The organism is Porphyromonas sp. C0041D3, from assembly GCF_056590575.1.
On the sequence record NZ_JBWPWJ010000001.1, the window covers coordinates 104,862 to 124,747 of the forward strand.

A 19,886-nucleotide genomic window follows, 5' to 3' on the forward strand; every position below is an offset into this window, starting at 1 on the left:
AGATCGGCACAGACCTATGGGACAGACGGGAGATATGACACTCATCTACAGTCCGGAGACACTGGACTTTATCCAGCAGAGCATGAATTACCTCGCTCTGCTTGATCCCGAGGTCACCCCCCGATGGACGAGGGAGACGGTACGTGAGTGCCGTGACACGCTGGCAGCTGTGTATGCTGCAGCGACGAGACTTCCGGATCTGGATCCGTCGCTTTTCTTTGGAGAGCTGGAGCACCTCGTCGAGGAGGAGGACTATGATCGGGTGAGACGTCGCCACGAGCGCTTCTTCGCTGACCGAGACCTATTCCCCGATGCTCTCAACGAGCAGATGCAATACTCTGAGCGCCCGATCAACATCAGTCTCAGTGAGCTGCTTGCCGACCTCTTCCAGGCTCTGGCAGATATCGTCTGGGTCTATAGGCAGCAAAACGAGGAGACGATGGTCCAGTCCATTGCCGAGGCGAGGTACGCTTTTGACCACGAGTGGGGAGAGAAGCTGGCAGCCGTGCTCAGACGACTTCACCTACTGCTCAGCGATCCGGACTTTATGCCCCTCGAGATGCCGGACGATGAGGATGACCTATCGAGCTACGATGAGTGATATGCCTATAGATCGGACAACCATTACCAAGGAAGAGCTCGGGGAGCTGGAGGCGGAGGAGCTTCCGGTACCGGTCACGATCCTTGACGCCTCGTGCTCGGACGACGAGATAGAGAGCGTCATGGGAGCTCTCTCGAGGTCTGCCGTCCTTGGCCTTGACACAGAGACTAAGCCCTCATTCCATAAGGGCGAGGGGAATAAGGTCTCCATACTCCAGCTCTCCGATCACGAGAGATCCGTAATCATCAAGCTACTGACCTTTGACGGAAAGGAGGACAAGGCATCACGCCTCGCCCCCGTAGCACGCGTGCTGGCAGACGACAGTACGCTCCTTGTGGGGGTATCTATCCACGATGACGCTCTCGGCCTGAGGAAAGACCATGGGCTCGAGTGCCACCAGGTCCTTGAGCTCCAGCTGACGGCCAAGGCCGCAGGTCTAAAGGTCTTCTCTCTCTCCAAGCTCTATGCCCTACTCTACGACAAGCGCATCTCCAAGAGCCAGCGACTCAGCAATTGGGAGAGCGAGAAACTGTCGGAGGCGCAAACCAACTATGCCGCACTCGATGCCTATGCCGGTCTGCTGATCTACGACGGACTTAAGGACTTCGTCAAGCCCTCCATGATCGAGAAGAGAGTGGGGCCAACCGTGAGAGTACCAAAGCCGAAGAAGAAAGAAACCTCTGCGAGAATACGAAAGCGCAGGGTAAAAGCTAAGGTCAGGGGGGCAAAAGTAAAAAGCAAAACCACAGACAAATAACTCATCCTATGACCACCCTAGACACCATACCAATACTCCACTTACGCCCAGGTAAAGACGAGCCGATGGAGCGCCGTCACCCTTGGGTCTTCTCTGGAGCTCTTGACCGGAGAGGTACCGACAGGCTGATGGAGGGAGACTTGGTCGAGCTCAGAAGCTCCACGGATGACTTTGTCGCCCGCGGCTACTGGTCTCCAGAGAATATTGCGATACGGATCCTCACCTTCGATGCCTCGGAGGAGATTGATCAAGCCTTCTGGACTCGGCGCCTGAGGGAGGCTCTCGAGGTGAGGAAGGCAGTCGGCTTGGCTGGAGAGCACGCTGCCCTCCGCTGGATCTATGGCGAGGGCGATGGTCTCCCGGGGCTGATCATAGACCTGTACGACTCCATCGCTGTCATGCAGGCTCACACCCTCGGCATCCATCGACAGAGGCACCTTATCTCAGAGGCGATGTCCACGGTGTTTGGCAGTCGCCTGCAAGTGGTTTACTACAAGAGCGCTGAGACGCTGACGGCAAGCTCTCCGATAGAGGGAGAGATCGACGAGCTGCTCATGGGGTCACTGCCGAGGGAGCAGGAGGTGGTGATCGACGAGCGGGGGATGAAGTTTTACCTCGACGTTGTCAAGGGACAGAAGACCGGCTTCTTCTTAGATCAGAGAGACAACCGCTCCCTCCTGAGACAGTATGCTAAGGGGCGGAAGGTGCTCAATATGTTTTGCTACACGGGAGGATTCTCCCTCGCGGCCATGCTGGGAGAGGCTAAGCAAGTGGTATCCGTAGACAGCTCGGAGCGCGCTATAGACCTGACAGCAAGGAATATGGAGCTCAACTTCCCCGGCAGGGACCACACACATGAGGAGATCGCCACCGATGCATTTGGCTACTTAGAGGGACTACAGGGGGGAGAGTACGACCTGATGGTACTGGATCCGCCCGCCTTTGCAAAGAATAGACGCGTCCTCTCACGCGCACTCAATGGCTACCGTCGGCTCAATCGCATAGCTCTCCAGAAGATTGCCCCCTCGAGCCTGCTCTTCACCTTCAGTTGCTCGCAAGTGGTTAGCCCTGAGAAATTTCAGGAAGCGGTATTTACCGCTGCTCTGCAAGCCGGGCGAGAGGTGAGGATCCTCCATCGCCTTACTCAGGCTGCAGATCATCCCGTGAATATCTATCACCCCGAGGGAGAGTATCTCAAGGGTCTTGTACTCTACGTCAAGTGATGTCTCGGCTCTTCTCTCGATTCGCTCCGCTGCTCCTTCTCATCGGGATGATGTCCTCCTGCATCGAGACGAGGAAGGAGAGAGAGTCGGAGGAGGTCAACTATCGTGAGTGGAGCGAAATCATCGCCAGTGATACGCTCCGAGTAGGGACGGTCACCTCCCCTACGGACTTTTACTTCTATAGAGGCGAGCCCTTCGGTCTGGAGTATCAGAAGGTGTCTCGCTTTGCCGAGGCGCACAAGCTCAAGCTCGACATCAAGGTCACCGGTAGCAGGGATAGTCTTATGGCATGGATCAAGTCCGGGGCCATCGACCTATCCATCACCCCCTTTGCCATGACCTCTGAGATCAGCAAGTCGTATGACTTTGCCGGCATCGTGGACACGATCGCCTTAGTAGTGGTGCAAAACAGGTCCATCACCCCGCTCCTCCGCCAGGTGGGCGACTTGGACGGCAAGTCGATCTACGTCTCCTCCAATAGTCCTGCGGAGATGCGCTTGGAGCAGATCGTTGCAGAGGCAGCCCTGGACTCCCTCCATATCCTACCAGTCGACTCTCTGGGCGATGTGGACCTGATCAAGTCGGTCGCTGATGGAGACGGCATCCGCTACGCAGCGGTAGACACCCGACTGGCGGGATTATTTGAGCGACACCACCCCACCCTCGACACAGAGCTTCGCATCAGCGTACCACTGCGATACAGCTGGATGCTGCATAAGGGCAATCAGAGTCTCACCGAGCAGATCAGCTGCTTCTTCTCCTCCTCTCCTGAGGAGGAAGAGGAAGACCCTGACCGCCTGCTTACGATGGAGAGTGGCAATTACTTCAAGGGTCTCAGATCTCCCCTCCATACCCCTACTATCCGGCAGGGAGCGATCTCCCCTTACGATGAGATATTCATGAACGAGGCAAAGCGGCTGGGCTGGCACTGGACCTATCTCGCTGCGATCGCCTTCACTGAGTCTCGCTTCATCCCTGACATCGTGGCTCGGTCAGGAGCGAGAGGCCTTATGGGTGTGATGCCTGCTACCGGACGAGCCTATGGGGTGAGTAAAGACCAGTTGCTGGACCCCCTGACAGCAGTGCGCGTGGCTGTCAATTGTCTCCGGGACAATGAGAAGTCCTTTAGCGACATCCGGGACATCCATGAGCGGGAGTGCTTCACTCTCGCAGCCTACAACGCCGGCTATGGTCACGTCCTGGATGCGATGCGGCTGGCACGGAAGAACAGCGCACCGGACAGTGTCTGGAATGGAGGGGTGAGGGAGTACCTCCTCCTCAAGAGCACACCGAAGTACTTCAATGACCCCGTGGTCAAGTACGGCTACGTCCGTGGCTCGGAGACCGTCAAGTATGTAGACAATATCATGCAACTCTCTGCCCTCTACCAAGGAGCAAAGAGCAAGGAAAAATAGTTAGCTAAGAGTATGAAAATAGTAAACTTATCAGAGCAAAACAGCCTCATCAACCGCTTCATTGCAGAGATGAGGGATGTCAATATCCATGCGGACTCGATGCGCTTCCGGAGCAATGCCAGGCGCCTCGGCGAGATTATGGCATACGAGATCAGCAAGACACTCGACTACACGGAGAAGAGGGTGACCACCCCTCTTGGGACCAAGGATATGTACCTGCCCACCGAGGAGGTGGTCGTCGCCACCATCCTTCGTGCCGGTCTCCCTATGCAGAGCGGACTGACTAATTATTTTGACAAGGCTGACAATGCTTTCGTATCCGCTTATCGCAAGGAGGGTGGAGACAGTGAGCTGGGATTTGACGTGCACATCGAGTATCTGGCCTCCCCTTCTCTCGAGCGACGGACGCTGATCCTTGCCGACCCTATGCTGGCGACAGGGAGCTCGATGATGCTTGCCTATAATGCACTCCTCACCAAGGGGCAGCCCGCCACCACGCACTTCGCTGCCATCATCGCCAGCCAGCAGGGTGTCGATATGCTCGCGAAGCATGCCCCTGAGGACTCCACCCTCTGGATCACCGCCCTCGATGAGAAGCTCAATGAGCACGCCTACATCGTCCCCGGACTGGGCGATGCGGGAGACCTCTCCTTCGGGACCAAAATGGACTAAGCGGATATTATACTACGAGCAGAGCCTCCGATGGGACAATCGTCTCGTCGGAGGCTCTGCTCTTTTTGTACTCGGTTAGTCTACACCTTCCGCAGCCAGATGCTCCTCACACTGTGGTCGTCACTCTTCTCGATGATGAGATTGGAGCGAAAGCGCGTCGGCTCGATATTCTGGACTAAGTTAGTCAGATTGACATCATCCCATACTTGATTAGCCAGCTTAATAGTCTCTTCCTTGGATAGATCAGCGTAGCGGTAGAAGTAGGAGTCCTTATTCCTAAACGCCGTCTGCTGCAGCTTGATGAATCGATCCACATACCAGCTACGGATCGCAGACTTCTCCGCATCGACGTAGATCGAGAAGTCAAAAAAGTCTGACACAAAGACCGACCGTCGTGCTCTCGACGCATCCACACTCGCCTGCAAGACATTGATCCCCTCGATGATCAGCACATCAGGCTGATCCACCTCGTCATACTCCCCCTTGATCACGTCGTAGTATAGGTGGGAATACTTGGGTGACGGGAGGTGACGACGGCCACTCTTGACAGCGGCAAGGAAGTTGAGCAGACTCATCACATCGTAGCTCTCAGGAAATCCCTTTCGGTCGCTTAGGCCGCGTCGCTCCAGCTCGGCATTGGGATACAGGAAGCCATCAGTCGTCACGAGAGAGACCTTTGGCGTCTCCTCATTCATCGAGAGGAGCTTCTGCAAGACTCTTGCCGTAGTACTCTTACCCACAGCGACACTGCCGGCAATCCCGATGACGTAAGGAACGGTCTGGAACTGACGATGAAAAAACTCGCCATAGTCGCTCTGCAGATTCTTATGATGCATGATATTTATCTCCAGGAAGCGACACATAGGGAGGTAAATATCACTGATCTCCTCTACAGTCAGAGGCTCATTCATCGCATGGAGCTTGCTAATGTCGATCTCGGAGAAAGGAAAATTGGGATGGCTGTCTAGGCTACTCCACTGATCTCGAGTGAATGATTGATAGGGGGAAAAGGTTGCGGTATAGGGTTTCATTGTGCTACAGGCCGATGCTGGATAAATATTCATCGGCAAAGGTATTCAATTTACCTCTTACCGATGTCCCGACAGCATATGCGAAGAGGGGTGACGCATCTGAGTGGTACAGAAGCCACGCAACTCATTTTGAAGAGCGGGAAACAAAGCACCCGCAAGTGTGTCGCACCATCAAGCCTACCCAGGGAGTGCGACACCTCTACCAGCAGCGCACTCTGCAGGGAAATCTCTAATACCGATATTAGTGAAGTCTAATACCGATATTAGACTTCACTAATATCGGTATTAGATCGAGCGCCTTTCATTGGGTATTGGATACCCCTCCCTATGGCTCCACAGCAAAGGCAATAGATAGTAAATGAGGAAGTAGTTAGAGTCTATAGAAACTTTTGTCACCATCCACCCCGCCAATCCCCCCTCCCAGCACATCAAACTGCGAGCTGCCAAAATTTTGATCGACGAGCATTATAATAGGCAAACATAGTTTTTCATGGGATTAAATGAATTGGCAGAGATAGCACACTTGAATGGCTTCTGTAAGGCTCAAATGCGTCACCCTTACAGACGTGAAGTCAAAGACCGACCGGAACTCACTTGTTTATTGCTAATGGGAAAAGCACAGAAGTTAAACATCTCTAAGTCGATGGTCAAACCGGGCATACTATTTGCAAAGTGTTAATTAGGCACTTCCTGACTATTGACTACAACAGGTTTAATCCGTTTATTTGTCTGGAAATAGAACTAATAAGACAACATAGATTCGTATGAAAGCAAAAGACATCATCCTTACCAGCGTGCTGGTGGTCGCCTGCTCGACCCTCAGCGCGATAGGGGGAGCTGCCATCACGAAGCACGGCAGCGACTCCTCAGAGGCTTATGAGACCACCGAGCCAGCTAAGTCCTCAAGGGCCTACATGGCCTCGACCCCGCCCAACTTTGTAGAAGTGGCTGAGAGGACCATCGATGGCGTGGTCAACATACGCACAGAGAAGGCTGTGAGAATGGCACAGGAGAGGTTTTTTGATCCCTTTGAGTTCTTCTTCGGCATCCCCTCCCAGCGAGATCCTCGGCAGGAGGGACGCTCCAGACAGGAGACTCCCAAGCAAGTGGAGATCGGATCAGGCGTGATCATCAGCCGAGATGGGTATATCGTCACCAATAACCACGTCATCGATGGCGCTGACGACGTCTACGTCACGACCAATAGCAACGAGGAGTATAAGGCCAAGGTGGTCGGCACCGACCCCTCCACCGACCTCGCCTTGATCAAGATCGAGAGTGGCAAGGAGCTGACTGCCATCCCCTTCGGCAACAGCGATGACCTCCGCGTCGGAGAGTGGGTACTGGCGATAGGTAACCCCTTCAACCTCCGTAGTACGGTGACTGCCGGTATCGTCAGCGCCAAGGGGCGCGCTGCGGGGAGCGGTCAGGGATCACTCCAGGTGGGCTCCTTTATCCAGTCCGATGTGGCCGTCAATCCCGGCAACTCCGGCGGAGCCCTAGTCAATATGGCAGGCGAGCTGATCGGCATCAATACGATGATTTACTCCAGCACCGGTAACTACGCCGGGATCTCCTTTGCCATCCCCACCTCGATAGTCCACAAGGTGGTCGGTGACCTGAAGGAGTATGGTACCGTCCAGCGCGCTGTCCTCGGCATTGCCGGTACCAACATCACCTCTGCCGCCACCGAGAAGTACGACCTCAAGGTCTCTCAGGGCGCTTTAGTGATGGAGGTGGCAGACAGGAGCTCAGCGAAGCAGGCCGGTCTCACGGAGGGTGATGTGATCACCTCCATCGACGGGCACAGCATCTCCACAATGTCGGACCTCCAGGAGGCTATCTCTACCCACAAGCCGGGTGACAAGGTCCGGATGTCTGTGGACCGTAAGGGAAAGGCTATGACGATCGACCTCGTACTCAAGAATAGCGAGGGAAATACCGATGCCGTGACTCGGATCGACGAAAGCTCGATCGGTGCTGCCTTCTTGGAGCTTAGCGACAAGGAGATGAGCGACCTCGGGATCTCCTACGGAGTAAAGGTAGTCGGTGTCGACAGGGACGGAAAGTTCTTCCGTGCCGGCATCCGCAAGGGAGACGTCATACTCGCTGTCAATAACCTCCGCGTGAGCAAGAAGGACGATGTGGAGAAGGTGGTGAGTGACGTGGTGAAGAGCAGCAGCGACAAGGTCCTCTTCGTCAAGCTGCTTAATACCAATGGGCGCATCAATTACGTAGCTGTGGATCTCCGCGACTAATACTACCGGGTCTATACACAAGCGCACCCCGGTGGATGTATGTCCACCGGGGTGCTTTGCATTTAAGCGAATCGAATGTGCGACTGGGGACGACTCGGCAAGTCCTTCACTCCATCTCCACCGGCCACCTCTACCAAAAGTCCATTGAGTCAGCCCCAGCCATGAAGACGCCAAGCACATCCGATGGTCACACCAAGATCCGAGCGTGTTTCCTCTACAATGCAAGGGGCAGATTGTCTATCGGCATAAGATTTTGTACCTTTGCAAGGGTAAGAGATGAGAGGACCCCTGAGTCTTCTCATTTTGTTTCCATATACAGACCTGATGATAGACGTAAAGGACATACAGTCAGCCCTCGAGGAATACCTGTCGGGGCGAGACGACCTCTATATAGTAGCGGTCGATGTGCGCGCTGGCAACATGATCAGTATCACCATTGACAGTGATCACGACTCGATCTCGCTCAACACAATCACGGCGCTCTCCCACTATATCGAGGAGCGCTTTGACCGCGACGTGGAGGACTATGAGCTGACCGTGACCAGTGCCGGGCTCACATCGCCCCTTCGGCTTCCACGGCAGTACCGCAAGTACATCGGTGAGCCGATCATTGTCACCCTGCGTAGCGGAGGTATTGAGAAAGGAACGCTCGTAGCAGTGGACGAGGAGGGGTTTGAGATGGAGGTTATCCGGATGGAGAAGCACGAGGGCGACAAGCGTCGCAAGGGCTACCCCACCCCGCTTCACCTTACATACGACGAAGTGAAGACGGTCGTCTACGACCTGAAGTTTTGACAACAAAGCGCATACAATAGTATACATGGCAAAGAGAATACAGGCAACAATGATGGAGGCTCTGGGAGACTACATGAGCCAGAAGGACATCGACCAAGGGACACTCATCAAGGTACTTGAGGAGTCTCTCCGTAGTGCGATCGCAAAGATGTACGGTACGGATAACAACTTCGATGTCATCATCAATCCTGAGGAGGGAGATGTCGAGATCTGGCGCAATAGGATCATCGTCCCCGATGGCGAGGTCCACGACCAGATGAAGGAGGTCTCCCTCAGCGATGTACGCTCACAGGGCGAGGAGGACCTCGAGGAGGGCGAGGAGTACACCGACAAGGTCTCATTTGAGAGCTTTGGTCGTCGTGCCATCCAGAACCTCCGCCAGTCTCTTGCCTCCAAGGTGCTGGAGCTGGAGAAGGACACTCTCTATGCCAACTACAGCAAGCGTGTCGGTGAGCTGATCACTGCCGAGGTCTACCAGACCTGGAAGCGCGAGTTGCTTCTCCTCGATGGGGACGGCAACGAGCTCATCATGCCCCGCTCACTGATGATCCCCAGGGACCGCTTCCAGAAGGGCGACCACGTCACCGCCTGCATCGAGCGCGTAGACTATAATAACAACAACCCCAAGATCATCCTCAGCCGGACCAGTAATGAATTTCTGTCTCAGCTATTTGCCCGCGAGGTGCCTGAGATCCAGGATGGTCTGGTGATGATCAAGCGCGTCGCACGCATCCCCGGCGATCGTGCCAAGGTGGCAGTCGAGAGTGTCGACAGTCGTATCGACCCGGTCGGTGCCGTCGTGGGGGTACGCGGCTCACGCATCAGGGGCGTCGTGGCAGAGCTTCGCAATGAGAGCATCGATGTGCTGCAGTACACCGATAATGATCAGCTCCTGATCCAGCGAGCCCTCAGCCCGGCACAGAATGCCGACGTACGGATCAACCCCGAGGAGAAGCACGCTGATGTTTACCTCGCCCAAGAGGAGATCCGCAATGCCGTCGGTCGCAGCGGTTACAATATCAAGCTGGCAATGATGCTGACCGGCTATGAGATCGACATTTATAGAGATGAGGCACAGGGCATCGACGAGGAGGACCTCTTCCTCACCGAGTTTGACGACGAGATCGATCCCTGGATCATCGATGTATTTACCGCCATCGGTTGCGACACTGCCAAGAGCGTCCTCCGTCACAGTCGCGAGGATCTGGTTCGCGCCACTGACTTGGAGGAGAAGACGATCGACTATGTCCTGCAGGTGCTGATGGCTGAGTTTGACGACAATGAGCTGCCAGCAGACGAGTTCCCCGACCTACCCGAGCGCGATCCCAATTTCCGCCAATTCCCTATCGAGTCCCATGAGAAACCGGTAGCGGAAGAGGCGCAGGAGGAGCAGCTCCCCGAGACGGAGAGCACGCCCAAGGGGGAGGATGGTGTGACCGAGGAGTAAGACCTCAGCCCAACCCACCTAGAGACCCATCCTGCAAAAAATAAAGATACTGAGAGAATAGAGAGAAATATATGCCCGCAATCAAAATAAATAAGGTCGCACGAGACTTAAACGTTGGAGTAAGTACGCTTAGTTCGTTTCTAAGCAAGAAAAACCCCAATGGGGACTACAAGAGTCCCAATACTAAGCTGACTACGGCTGAGCTGAAGACTGTCCTCGAGGAGTACGGTAGCGATCTGAGTGCGGACGACAAGAAGCGACTCACCGAGAGCTACCTCTCTAAGTCTCCCATGGCAGCTACACCTACGGAGCCGGCTACGGAACCGGCGACTGCCAAAGTCGAGCCTGCACCTGATACTAAGCCACAGCCTTCCTTTGTCAAGGGGCACCTCCAGCTCGATGAGAAGGGTCGTGTGATCCCCGGCTCGTCGAAGAAGGAAGAGCCAAAGAAGGTCCCTGCTCCGGAGCCCAAGAAAGAGCAAGCTAAGGTGGAGCAGGAGACGCCCGCCAAGCCCACTCCCGATACCAAAAAGACGAAGGAGCCCAAGACTCCTGAGGTCGCTAAGCCGGCAGAGGAGCCTCGCATGCCCGCCTCTCCCAAGGTCGAGCAGCCCAAGCAGGAGACGCCTAAGGAGAAAGAAAAGCCTCAGGTGGAGAAAAAACCGGAGGCAGAGATAAAGCCGGAGACAAAGCCGGAGAGTGTCAAGCCCTCCCAGCCTGCTGAGGAGAAGCCTATGCCCGAGAAGGAGACGAAGAAAGCCGACACACAGAAGCCTTCTTCAGCTATTAAGGAGCAGGAGAAGCCAGCAGCTAAGGACGACAACGAGCCCAAGGAAGACGATGGTGTATTCCGCCTCGGCACAACCGATGATATGGGACTCACTGTCGTCGGCAAGATCGACCTCTCCAAGATAGATCCCAAGACCTCAAAACGCAAGCGCAAGCGGATCAAGGGCAATAAGGTCGACATCGACAAGCAAGCCAAGCAGGATAGTGGTAAGGGTGCCAGTAAGGACACCAACAACCGTCGCAACAAAGATGCGAGAGGTACCAACGCTAACAACTCCGGAAACAACCGCAATAACAAGCCCGGAGTAGCCACCAATCCCAAGAAGGGTCGCAAGAGTCGTCGTCGGGAGGAGCAGCAGGAGATCACACAGGAGGATATCCAGAAGCAGATCAAGAAGACTATGGCGGCCATGCAGGGACGTGGTCACCGACCCGGCAAGACTGCAGCACAGTATCGCCGCGAGAAGCGCGAGGCTCGTCAGGAGGAGGCTGAGGAGCTACTGAGAGCACAGGAGGGCGAGAGCAAGAAGCTCAAGCTGACTGAGTTCGTCACCGTCAATGACCTCGCCAAGATGCTTGACATCCCCGTCAATGACATCATCGTCTACTGCTTTAATCTCGGCCTTATGGTCTCCATCAACCAGCGTCTGGAGAAGGATCAGATCGACCTTATCCTTGACGAGTATGGGTACGAGGCGGAGTATGTCGATGCCCAGGCTATGCAGGCGATCGAGACTCAGGAGGATAAGCCTGAGGATCTTGAGCCTCGTGCACCGGTAGTGACTGTGATGGGTCACGTCGATCATGGTAAGACCTCTCTCCTCGATGCCGTGCGCAAGTCCGACGTCATCTCCGGTGAGGCGGGCGGCATCACCCAGCACATCGGTGCCTATAGGGTGACCCTCGAGGGGGGACGCAAGCTCACATTCGTCGATACTCCCGGTCACGAGGCCTTTACTGCTATGCGTGCTCGCGGAGCCAAGGTAACGGATATCGTCATCATCGTCATCGCAGCCGATGATGGTATCATGCCTCAGACCAAGGAAGCCATCTCTCACGCCTCTCTTGCCGGTGTGCCGATCGTCTTTGCCATCAATAAGGTGGACAAGCCGGGAGCTAAGCCCGATATGGTGCGCGAGCAACTCGCTGCCATGAATTACCTCGTAGAGGATTGGGGAGGCAAGTATCAGTGCCAGGAGATCTCCGCTAAGAAGGGGATCGGTGTACAAGAACTGCTGGAGAAGGTCCTCTTAGAGGCAGACCTCCTTGAGCTAAAGGCCAACCCGAATAAGCTCGCCAAGGGGTCCGTCCTTGAGAGTACGCTTGAGCAGGGTCGTGGCTACACCACCAAGGTCCTGATCCAGGAGGGTACACTTCACAGTGGAGACTACATCGTCGCCGGAGCCAACTATGGTCGTGTGAAGGCACTCTTCGATGAGTACGGCGATACAGTCGAGTCTGTCGGACCATCCATGCCGGTCAAGGTACTTGGACTCAATGGTGCCACGCCTGCCGGTGAGACCCTCAACGCACTCGAGACAGAGGCTGAGGTAAGAGACATCGCTCGTCAGCGCGAGCAGCTCCAGCGTGAGCAGAAGGAGCGCACCCAGCACCTGCCAAGTCTGGAGACCTTCAGCCGACAGATCAAGGACGGCGATGTACAGGAGCTCAATATCATCGTCAAGGGAGATATGGACGGCTCCGTCGAGGCGCTATCCGACTCGCTGGTTAAGCTCTCGACCGAAGAGATCCGCGTGAACGTGATCTACAGCGCTGTCGGTGCCATCAGCCAGAGCGATGTAGACCTCGCCGCCGCCTCTGATGCGCTGATCGTAGGCTTCCAGGTACGTCCTGCTCAGGGCGCTAAGCGCGCTGCTGAGGACGAGGGAGTGGAGATTCGCTTCTACTCGATCATCTACGACGCTATCGAGGACGTCAAGTCCGCTATGGAGGGTATGCTCTCTCCGGAGATCAAGGAGCAGGTCACTGCAACCCTCGAGGTACGCAAGGCCTTCCGCATCCCCAAGGTGGGTACCATCGCCGGATGTATGGTGGAGCATGGCAAGGTGTCGCGTGACAATAAGGCTCGCGTGATCCGCGATGGCATCGTGATCCATACCGGTCCGCTGGTGAGCCTAAAGCGCTTCAAGGACGACGTCAAGGAGGTAACCACCGGTCTGGAGTGTGGTCTCTCCATCAAGGACTACGATGACATCCAGGCAGGAGATCAGATCGAGACCTTCGAGGAATTCACGGTCAAGCGAAAGCTGGAGTAATACGACAGTAGCAGCAAGGGAGAGCACAAGATGCCGTGGTTTGATATCGCAGTCGGCTTACTATTGCTTAATGGACTCTTTGCGGGGTGGCGTCTGGGATTTTTCGCCTCTGCCCTCCGCTGTCTGAGCCTTGTCCTTGCCCTCTATCTCACCGGGCTGATCCGGTCAGCGATCTCCTTTTCGCCATCGATCTCGGTTCTCTCCATGGTGATCACCTTTGCGGTGGCACTCTGGCTCAGTCGCCTGCTACTGAACCTAGTCACCGGATCCTCCTATGGACGCTTCGGACTCCCGGACAGCCTCCTCGGGGCGCTGACCAATACACTATTCACGGCGGTGATGCTCTGGATCGTCTGCACGGTGATCCTGAGTCTCAGCCCCGATACGGAGTGGATCAGAGGCTCACAGGCCTACCCACTCCTGGATGAACTGGTCGGGCCGATCGCTCCCTCACTGAGGGATGTGCTGAGCCCTACCTCACCCTTAGAGCCGCCTGCGACAGAGGTCACTGATCTCTGACGGAGGGGGCTATTTTTATATCCTTCCCTCCTCGGAGGGACTATATATAGTCTATGAATAACGAACAGATAAGCGACCTCTTAGACGAGCGAGACGAGTACAAGTACGGCTTCACCACCGACATCGAGACGGAGTACTTGCCTAAGGGGATCGATGAAAATATTGTACGCACTATCTCTGAGATGCGCCACGAGCCGGAGTGGCTGCTGGACTTCCGTCTCAGGGCCTTCCGCGCTTGGTCCGGGATGAAAGTACCCACCTGGGGACACGTCAAGCTCCCAGAGATAGACTTCCAGGACATAATTTATTTTGCCCGACCGAAGCAGAAGAAGTCTGCCAATGAGCCAATGGACCCCAAGCTGGAGGAGACCTTCGAGAAGCTTGGCGTCCCGGTCATGGAGCGGAAGATCCTTGCCGGCTATGCGGTCGATGCGGTTATGGACTCGGTCTCTGTCCGCACTACCTTCCGTAAGCAACTAGCGGAGAAGGGGGTGATCTTCTGCCCCATCAGTGAGGCCGTCAGGGAGCATCCCGACCTGGTGCGGAAGTACCTCGGGACGGTCGTTCCCCCAACGGATAATTTCTTTGCTGCACTCAATTCGGCTGTCTTCGGTGACGGCTCATTTGTCTACATCCCTAAGGGTGTACGCTGCCCGATGGAGCTGAGCTCGTACTTCAGGATCAATGCACTGAATACGGGACAATTTGAGCGCACCCTGATCGTAGCCGAGGACGACTCTTACGTCTCCTACCTCGAGGGCTGCACCGCCCCGCAGAGGGACGAGAACCAGCTCCACGCTGCCATCGTCGAGATCGTGGTGGAGGAGAATGCGGAGGTCAAGTACTCCACGGTGCAGAATTGGTACCCCGGTGACAAGGAGGGCAAGGGAGGAGTCTTCAATCTCGTCACCAAGCGGGCCCTCTGCCGAGGTAATGGATCAAAGGTCTCCTGGACTCAGGTAGAGACCGGATCGGCCATCACCTGGAAGTACCCCAGCTGCATCCTCAAGGGAGACAACTCGGTGGGCGAATTCTACTCCGTTGCCGTCACCAATAATCACCAGATGGCGGACACCGGGACCAAGATGATCCACACGGGGAAAAACACCCGCAGCACCATCGTCTCCAAGGGTATCTCCGCCGGCCACTCCGAGAATTCGTACCGCGGACTGGTCTACCTGGGGAAGAATGCCGAGAATGCTCGCAACTACTCCCAGTGCGACTCCCTCCTCATAGGCGACAAGTGCGGCGCTCACACCTTCCCCTACGCCGATATACTCAATGACACCGCCATCATCGAGCATGAGGCGATGACCTCCAAGATCAGCGAGGACCAGCTCTTCTACTGCCAGCAGCGGGGCATCCCCGAGGAGGAGGCGATCGGCCTTATCGTCGGTGGGTACGCCCAGGAGGTGATGGAGAAGCTCCCGATGGAGTTTGCCATCGAGGCAAAGGCTCTTCTATCCATCTCCCTCGAGGGCTCCGTGGGATAATGACACTTACTACAGATACGACACTATGTTACATATAGAAAACCTACACGCCAAGATCGGCAACAAAGAGATACTACGCGGGATCAACCTCCACATACCCGATGGCGAGATACACGCCATTATGGGACCCAATGGCGGGGGTAAGAGCACTCTCTCCAACGTCCTCACGGGACGGCCACCCTACGAGCCCACGCAGGGGAGGGTGACCTTCAATGGAGAGGACCTCCTCGAGATGAGTCCGTCACTCCGGGCTCAGAAAGGGCTGATGATGTCCTTCCAGTACCCCGTGGAGATCCCAGGGGTCAGTATGACCTCTTTCCTCCGTGCCGCCCTCAATGCCAAGCGCAAGCAGGAGGGCAAAGATCCGGTGAAGGCTGCTGACTTCCTAAAGCTCCTCAAGGAGAAGCAGAAGCAGGTGAAGCTCCCCTCCGACCTGATGAAGAGGTTTGTCAATCAAGGCTTCTCCGGCGGAGAGAAGAAGCGCAATGAGATCTTCCAGATGCTGGTCCTCGAGCCATCACTGGCGATCCTCGACGAGACAGACTCAGGTCTCGACATTGATGCCCTCAGGACGGTTGCCGAGGGAGTCAATAGTATGCGCTCGCCCCACTTCTCTGCGATCGTCATCACGCACTACCAGAGACTGCTCGACTATATCCGCCCCGATGTCATCCACGTGCTGATGAATGGGGAGATCATCAGGACAGGCGGTCCAGAGCTCGCATTGGAGCTGGAGGACAAGGGCTACGACTGGCTCAGAGAGGAGCAGAAGGAGGACTGAGCTATGATGTCTAAGCAACAACAACTCACCGAGCACTTCCTTACCCTCTCGGACAGCGTCTCCACAGACTCCCCTCTGATGGCAAGTCGTCGGCAGGAGGCGAGGGAGCTTCTTCGCAAGAAGCCACTTCCCAAGCACGGTCCGGAGCACTACGCCCACTTTGACCTGGGGATCTTTGACGACACCAAGCTGCGTCAGTCCCCTATAGCGGAGAGCGACCTATCTCCCTACCGACTACTTGACGACAGCTGTCTTCTCTGCTCAGAGGGGACAGAGATAGAGGGCTGCTTTGTCGGACCACTGAGCCGATTTGCTGAGCTGTATCCTGAGCCGGCTAAGCTCTTTGGCACTCAGCATGACCTGAGAGATCGGGCTGTCCCCTCACTGACCGACCTGCTGGCTGAGGAGGCCATGGTACTCTACGTGGAGCCACGCTGCCGGGTGGAGGTGCCGCTTGAGCTTATCTATCTCCTCGGTCGCGGTCTCTCCGCACGACACTTGCTGATCATCTGCGATGAGGAGAGTCGGGTGACCATGATGCAGTCGCACCGCAACCTTCCCGAGGAGGGTGCTGCTGCCCTCATCACCACCGAGATCTACGTCCGAGACCGAGCTGACCTGCACCTCTACGACTACATTGAGCAGACTCACGGGACACGCCTGCTCCACAACGTCCACGCCCGGATCGGTGAGGAGGCGCGCATGACCCTGACTGAGATCGTCTCGCACCCCGAGCGGACGAGGATCAATCTCTTCATCGACTTGGCTGGCAAGCACGCAGACCTGCAGATGGACGGACTGGCAATCCTGCGCGATGACAACCTCTGCGACATTTGGTCCAATATCTTCCACAGCGAGACCGACGGGCACACGGACGAGCTCTTTAAGTACACCCTCTCGGATCACTCCGTGGGGAGCTTCTCCGGGATGATCTACGTGGAGCCTGGTGCGATCCGGACTGACGCTGACCAGCATAATCGAAATCTCCTGCTCTCCAAGGAGGCAAAGATGTACTCCAAGCCTCAGCTGGAGATCTATGCTGACGATGTCAAGTGCTCTCACGGCCTGGCAACCGGTCTGCTGGACGAGGCAGCGCTTTTCTATATGGAGCAGAGGGGCATCCCCGAGGATGAGGCGCACGATATGCTCACATCCGCCTTTGTCCATGATGTACTTGTCCGCATCCCCGATGAACAACTCCGCGAGGTACTGACGGCGAAGGTAGATGCCCGCCTCCAGCGACGCAAGTAACATACCCACATAGCAAGCAAGGGTCGATGTCTCTCTTGGATGAGAGACATCGACCCTTTTTTATGCGGTTGCATGGAGATCACCTCTGCTAATCGGGCTCCAAAAGGCACGTGCACACTAAGCTGACCATCAGCAGATGGCAATCACCCTCTTCTAATACCGATATTAGACTTCACTAATACCGATATTAGATTTCTCTAATATCGGTATTAGTCTGAGGGCTCCAACTTGCGATCCTCATACGATTGCCATAGCAGGGAGTGACCCCACCACGAAGTTACCCGAGCTTAGCCCTTGATCACTGCGAGAGGTGCAAGACGCACAAGCGGCTGCACTAGATCTTGCTGCTTAGCTATCACCTCCTCGATGTCCTTATACGCCCCGGGAGCCTCATCAAGCCCCTTCTCCGTCAGGTCGTAGAGTACGCCAAGCTCATCCATCTGCGCCTGCTGCTCCTCAAGCGAGAGCTGACGGAAGGCAGCCCGCCTGCTGAGCCTTCGCCCCGCCCCGTGGGAGCAGCTCATAAAGGAGTCGGGACAGCCAAGCCCCTGGACGATGTAGGAGTGTGCACCCATAGAGCCGGGGATGATCCCCACCTGGCCCTCATAGGCTCCTGTGGCACCCTTACGGTGGACGATAACGTACTCACCGAAGTGCTTCTCCCAAGCAGCGTAGTTGTGTGGGACATTGATCAGCGGATCAAAGTCTACCCCGGGGCAGAGAGTCCGAAGTCCCTCCTTCACCACCTCCATCATCTCCCGACGATTGGCAAAGGCGAAGTCCTTGCAATACTCCATCTCTCGCATATAGTCCTTCCCCTCCTGCGTCTCTATGGGGAGGAAAGCGAGGTCCGGCTGACGGTCGGCATACCATCTGTCGCACCACTGCTCTGCCAGGTGATTGTAGTGCTCCGCCACCTTTAGCCCCACATTTCGGCTACCTGAGTGGATCATCACCCAGATCTCATCGGTCGCGGTATCTCGCTGGATCTCGATAAAGTGGTTGCCCCCACCCAGTGTGCCTATCTGCCGTAGCAGTGCCTGCTTCTTGCTCCTCAGGCAGGGCAGGTCGTCAAGCTCTCGGTCGGGAAGCAGGCTCTCATCCAGAGGCACCTCCCTGCTGTCGAAGCCCAGAGGGATCCGCTCCCTCGCATAGGTCACCAAAGCGGAGAGACGTTCCCGTGGCAGGTCCTCAGTCGTAAGGCTTGTCCGGAGGGCACACATTCCACAGCCGATGTCAACACCGACAGCATTGGGGATCACGACACCTCGCGTCGCAAGGACACCACCGACTGGCATGCCCTTTCCGGTGTGAGCGTCCGGCATCACAGCGATGTGCTTATACGCATAGGGGAGCGATGCGAGCGTGATGATCTGCTCTAAGCAGGAGTCCTCCACCTCACTCAGCCACATCTTAGCAGGCACTTTAGTGCCCATCACAACTTTCTCTATCATAGCAGTATACTCTTTGTGGATAAATATCTGAGGCAAAGGTAGAGAGCCACTACGCCACCTATTGGCGTAGTACATTTATCTCCTTACATTTGTATCAAAAGAATATCACTATGCCGATCAATAGAAATGCGCTCCTGAGGATGCGGACCATAGACGCCTGCCTCCGCCGTCGCCACCGCAGCTGGACCATAGAGGATCTCCGCTCTGCCTGCGAGGCTGCTCTCTACGAGTACGAAGGGACCTCGGGTGTGAGCCTGAGGACGATACAGCGGGACATCGAGCTTATGCGTAGCGATAAGCTAGGGTACAATGCACCGATCGAGGTAGTCGATCGCAAGTACTACCGCTATGGTGACCCGGACTACAGCATCAGCAGTCTCCCTCTGACACACGAGGAGCTGTCAGAGCTGACCGGCGCACTCGACATCCTGAGTCAGTATAGTGGCTTCAGGGGTCTCTCAGGGCTGGATGAGACTCTTACGAGGATTGAGGACAGGATCCGCAGCGGGAGCGAGGGGCAGCAGCAGGTGGTGTTTCTTGATACCAATGAGCAGCTAAAGGGACTGGAGCTGCTAAGCCCGCTCTACAAGTCCATCGTCAACCGCCGTGCCCTACGGGTCCGTTACTGCTCCTTCCACTCCGGCCGAGAGATCGAAATCTGCCTCTCACCTTATCTCCTCAAGGAGTACAACAATCGGTGGTTTCTCCTGGGTCATGAGAGAGGTCACAGTGGGATCCTCACACTGGCACTCGACAGAATGGTTGGTGTGGAGGAGGACAAGGAGGGGAGGTATGAGGAAAATATCTACTTCGACCCGGTCACCTATCTGGATGATATGGTCGGCGTGACACGCGATCTGATGTCGGAGCGTGAGCGAGTGGTACTCTGGGTCGATGCCTGCCAAGCACCGTATGTCCTCACGAAACCCCTTCACCCACGGCAGGAGCTGATGGAGGAGCGGGAGGACGGCAGCATCGTCGTGGCAATAGAGGTGATCTGTAACCTCGAACTGGAGCGACTGATACTTGGCTTCGGGAGCCACATCAGCGTCCTCTCACCCAAGAGGCTGAGGGACCGCATCGCCCGCCAAGTTATGATGATGGTCACCCGATACAAGGAGTAG

General features: G+C 55.8%; 16 protein-coding genes. 14 read left to right on the plus strand and 2 right to left on the minus strand.

The genetic code is table 11. The annotated features are described in order from the left end of the window. Positions 1-16 precede the first annotated feature (16 nt). From AC1EKE_RS00405 to upp, 5 genes are read left to right on the plus strand one after another with little or no spacing between them, the layout of a single operon-like run. Positions 17-601, plus strand: coding sequence for a DUF5063 domain-containing protein (locus AC1EKE_RS00405; protein ID WP_480307462.1), 585 nt, complete (start codon positions 17-19; stop codon positions 599-601). After that, positions 576-1,358 (plus strand): 3'-5' exonuclease, encoded by a 783-nt coding sequence (locus AC1EKE_RS00410; RefSeq protein WP_480307464.1) that lies wholly within the window; start codon positions 576-578, stop codon positions 1,356-1,358. The genes AC1EKE_RS00405 and AC1EKE_RS00410 overlap by 26 nt, the downstream gene beginning before the upstream one ends. A gap of 8 nt (positions 1,359-1,366) precedes the next feature. Continuing rightward, positions 1,367-2,581: a class I SAM-dependent rRNA methyltransferase gene (locus AC1EKE_RS00415; protein WP_480307466.1), complete on the plus strand. Its 1,215-nt coding sequence runs from the start codon at positions 1,367-1,369 to the stop codon at positions 2,579-2,581. Further along, positions 2,581-3,996, plus strand: coding sequence for an MltF family protein (locus AC1EKE_RS00420; RefSeq protein WP_480307468.1), 1,416 nt, complete (start codon positions 2,581-2,583; stop codon positions 3,994-3,996). The genes AC1EKE_RS00415 and AC1EKE_RS00420 overlap by 1 nt, the downstream gene beginning before the upstream one ends. A 12-nt stretch (positions 3,997-4,008) precedes the next feature. Continuing rightward, positions 4,009-4,668: a uracil phosphoribosyltransferase gene (gene upp / locus AC1EKE_RS00425; protein ID WP_480307470.1), complete on the plus strand. Its 660-nt coding sequence runs from the start codon at positions 4,009-4,011 to the stop codon at positions 4,666-4,668. 80 nt (positions 4,669-4,748) lie between these two features. Here the strand turns inward: upp and coaA are convergent, their stop codons facing one another. Continuing rightward, positions 4,749-5,699: a type I pantothenate kinase gene (gene coaA / locus AC1EKE_RS00430; RefSeq protein WP_297126918.1), complete on the minus strand. Its 951-nt coding sequence runs from the start codon at positions 5,697-5,699 to the stop codon at positions 4,749-4,751. A 764-nt stretch (positions 5,700-6,463) separates the two neighbouring features. On the opposite strand from coaA, the gene AC1EKE_RS00435 reads away from it, so the two are divergent. The 8 genes from AC1EKE_RS00435 (at position 6,464) to AC1EKE_RS00470 (ending at position 17,308) form a co-directional block, all read left to right on the plus strand. Further along, positions 6,464-7,957, plus strand: coding sequence for a Do family serine endopeptidase (locus tag AC1EKE_RS00435; protein ID WP_480307472.1), 1,494 nt, complete (start codon positions 6,464-6,466; stop codon positions 7,955-7,957). 324 nt (positions 7,958-8,281) lie between these two features. Next, positions 8,282-8,752: a ribosome assembly cofactor RimP gene (rimP, locus tag AC1EKE_RS00440; protein ID WP_480307474.1), complete on the plus strand. Its 471-nt coding sequence runs from the start codon at positions 8,282-8,284 to the stop codon at positions 8,750-8,752. Between the two features lie 25 nt (positions 8,753-8,777). Then, entirely contained in the window at positions 8,778-10,199 is a 1,422-nt protein-coding gene (nusA, locus tag AC1EKE_RS00445) for a transcription termination factor NusA (protein WP_296162038.1), read from the plus strand. 71 nt (positions 10,200-10,270) lie between these two features. Further along, a complete protein-coding gene (infB, locus tag AC1EKE_RS00450; protein WP_480307476.1) occupies positions 10,271-13,264 on the plus strand; it encodes a translation initiation factor IF-2 in 2,994 nt (997 codons plus the stop codon). Between the two features lie 30 nt (positions 13,265-13,294). Beyond that, positions 13,295-13,783: a CvpA family protein gene (locus tag AC1EKE_RS00455; RefSeq protein ID WP_480307478.1), complete on the plus strand. Its 489-nt coding sequence runs from the start codon at positions 13,295-13,297 to the stop codon at positions 13,781-13,783. Positions 13,784-13,836: 53 nt separating this feature from the next. Further along, positions 13,837-15,276, plus strand: a complete 1,440-nt coding sequence (sufB, locus tag AC1EKE_RS00460; RefSeq protein WP_480307479.1) for a Fe-S cluster assembly protein SufB — start codon at positions 13,837-13,839, stop codon at positions 15,274-15,276. A 25-nt stretch (positions 15,277-15,301) separates the two neighbouring features. Next, complete coding sequence (gene sufC, locus AC1EKE_RS00465) at positions 15,302-16,057, plus strand: Fe-S cluster assembly ATPase SufC (protein ID WP_480307481.1); 756 nt, start codon at positions 15,302-15,304, stop codon at positions 16,055-16,057. 3 nt (positions 16,058-16,060) lie between these two features. Then, positions 16,061-17,308: a SufB/SufD family protein gene (locus AC1EKE_RS00470; RefSeq protein WP_480307482.1), complete on the plus strand. Its 1,248-nt coding sequence runs from the start codon at positions 16,061-16,063 to the stop codon at positions 17,306-17,308. 287 nt (positions 17,309-17,595) lie between these two features. Here AC1EKE_RS00470 and AC1EKE_RS00475 read toward each other — a convergent pair whose 3' ends face one another. Continuing rightward, a complete protein-coding gene (locus tag AC1EKE_RS00475; protein WP_480307484.1) occupies positions 17,596-18,762 on the minus strand; it encodes an RtcB family protein in 1,167 nt (388 codons plus the stop codon). A 110-nt stretch (positions 18,763-18,872) separates the two neighbouring features. On the opposite strand from AC1EKE_RS00475, the gene AC1EKE_RS00480 reads away from it, so the two are divergent. Continuing rightward, entirely contained in the window at positions 18,873-19,886 is a 1,014-nt protein-coding gene (locus tag AC1EKE_RS00480) for a helix-turn-helix transcriptional regulator (RefSeq protein WP_480307486.1), read from the plus strand.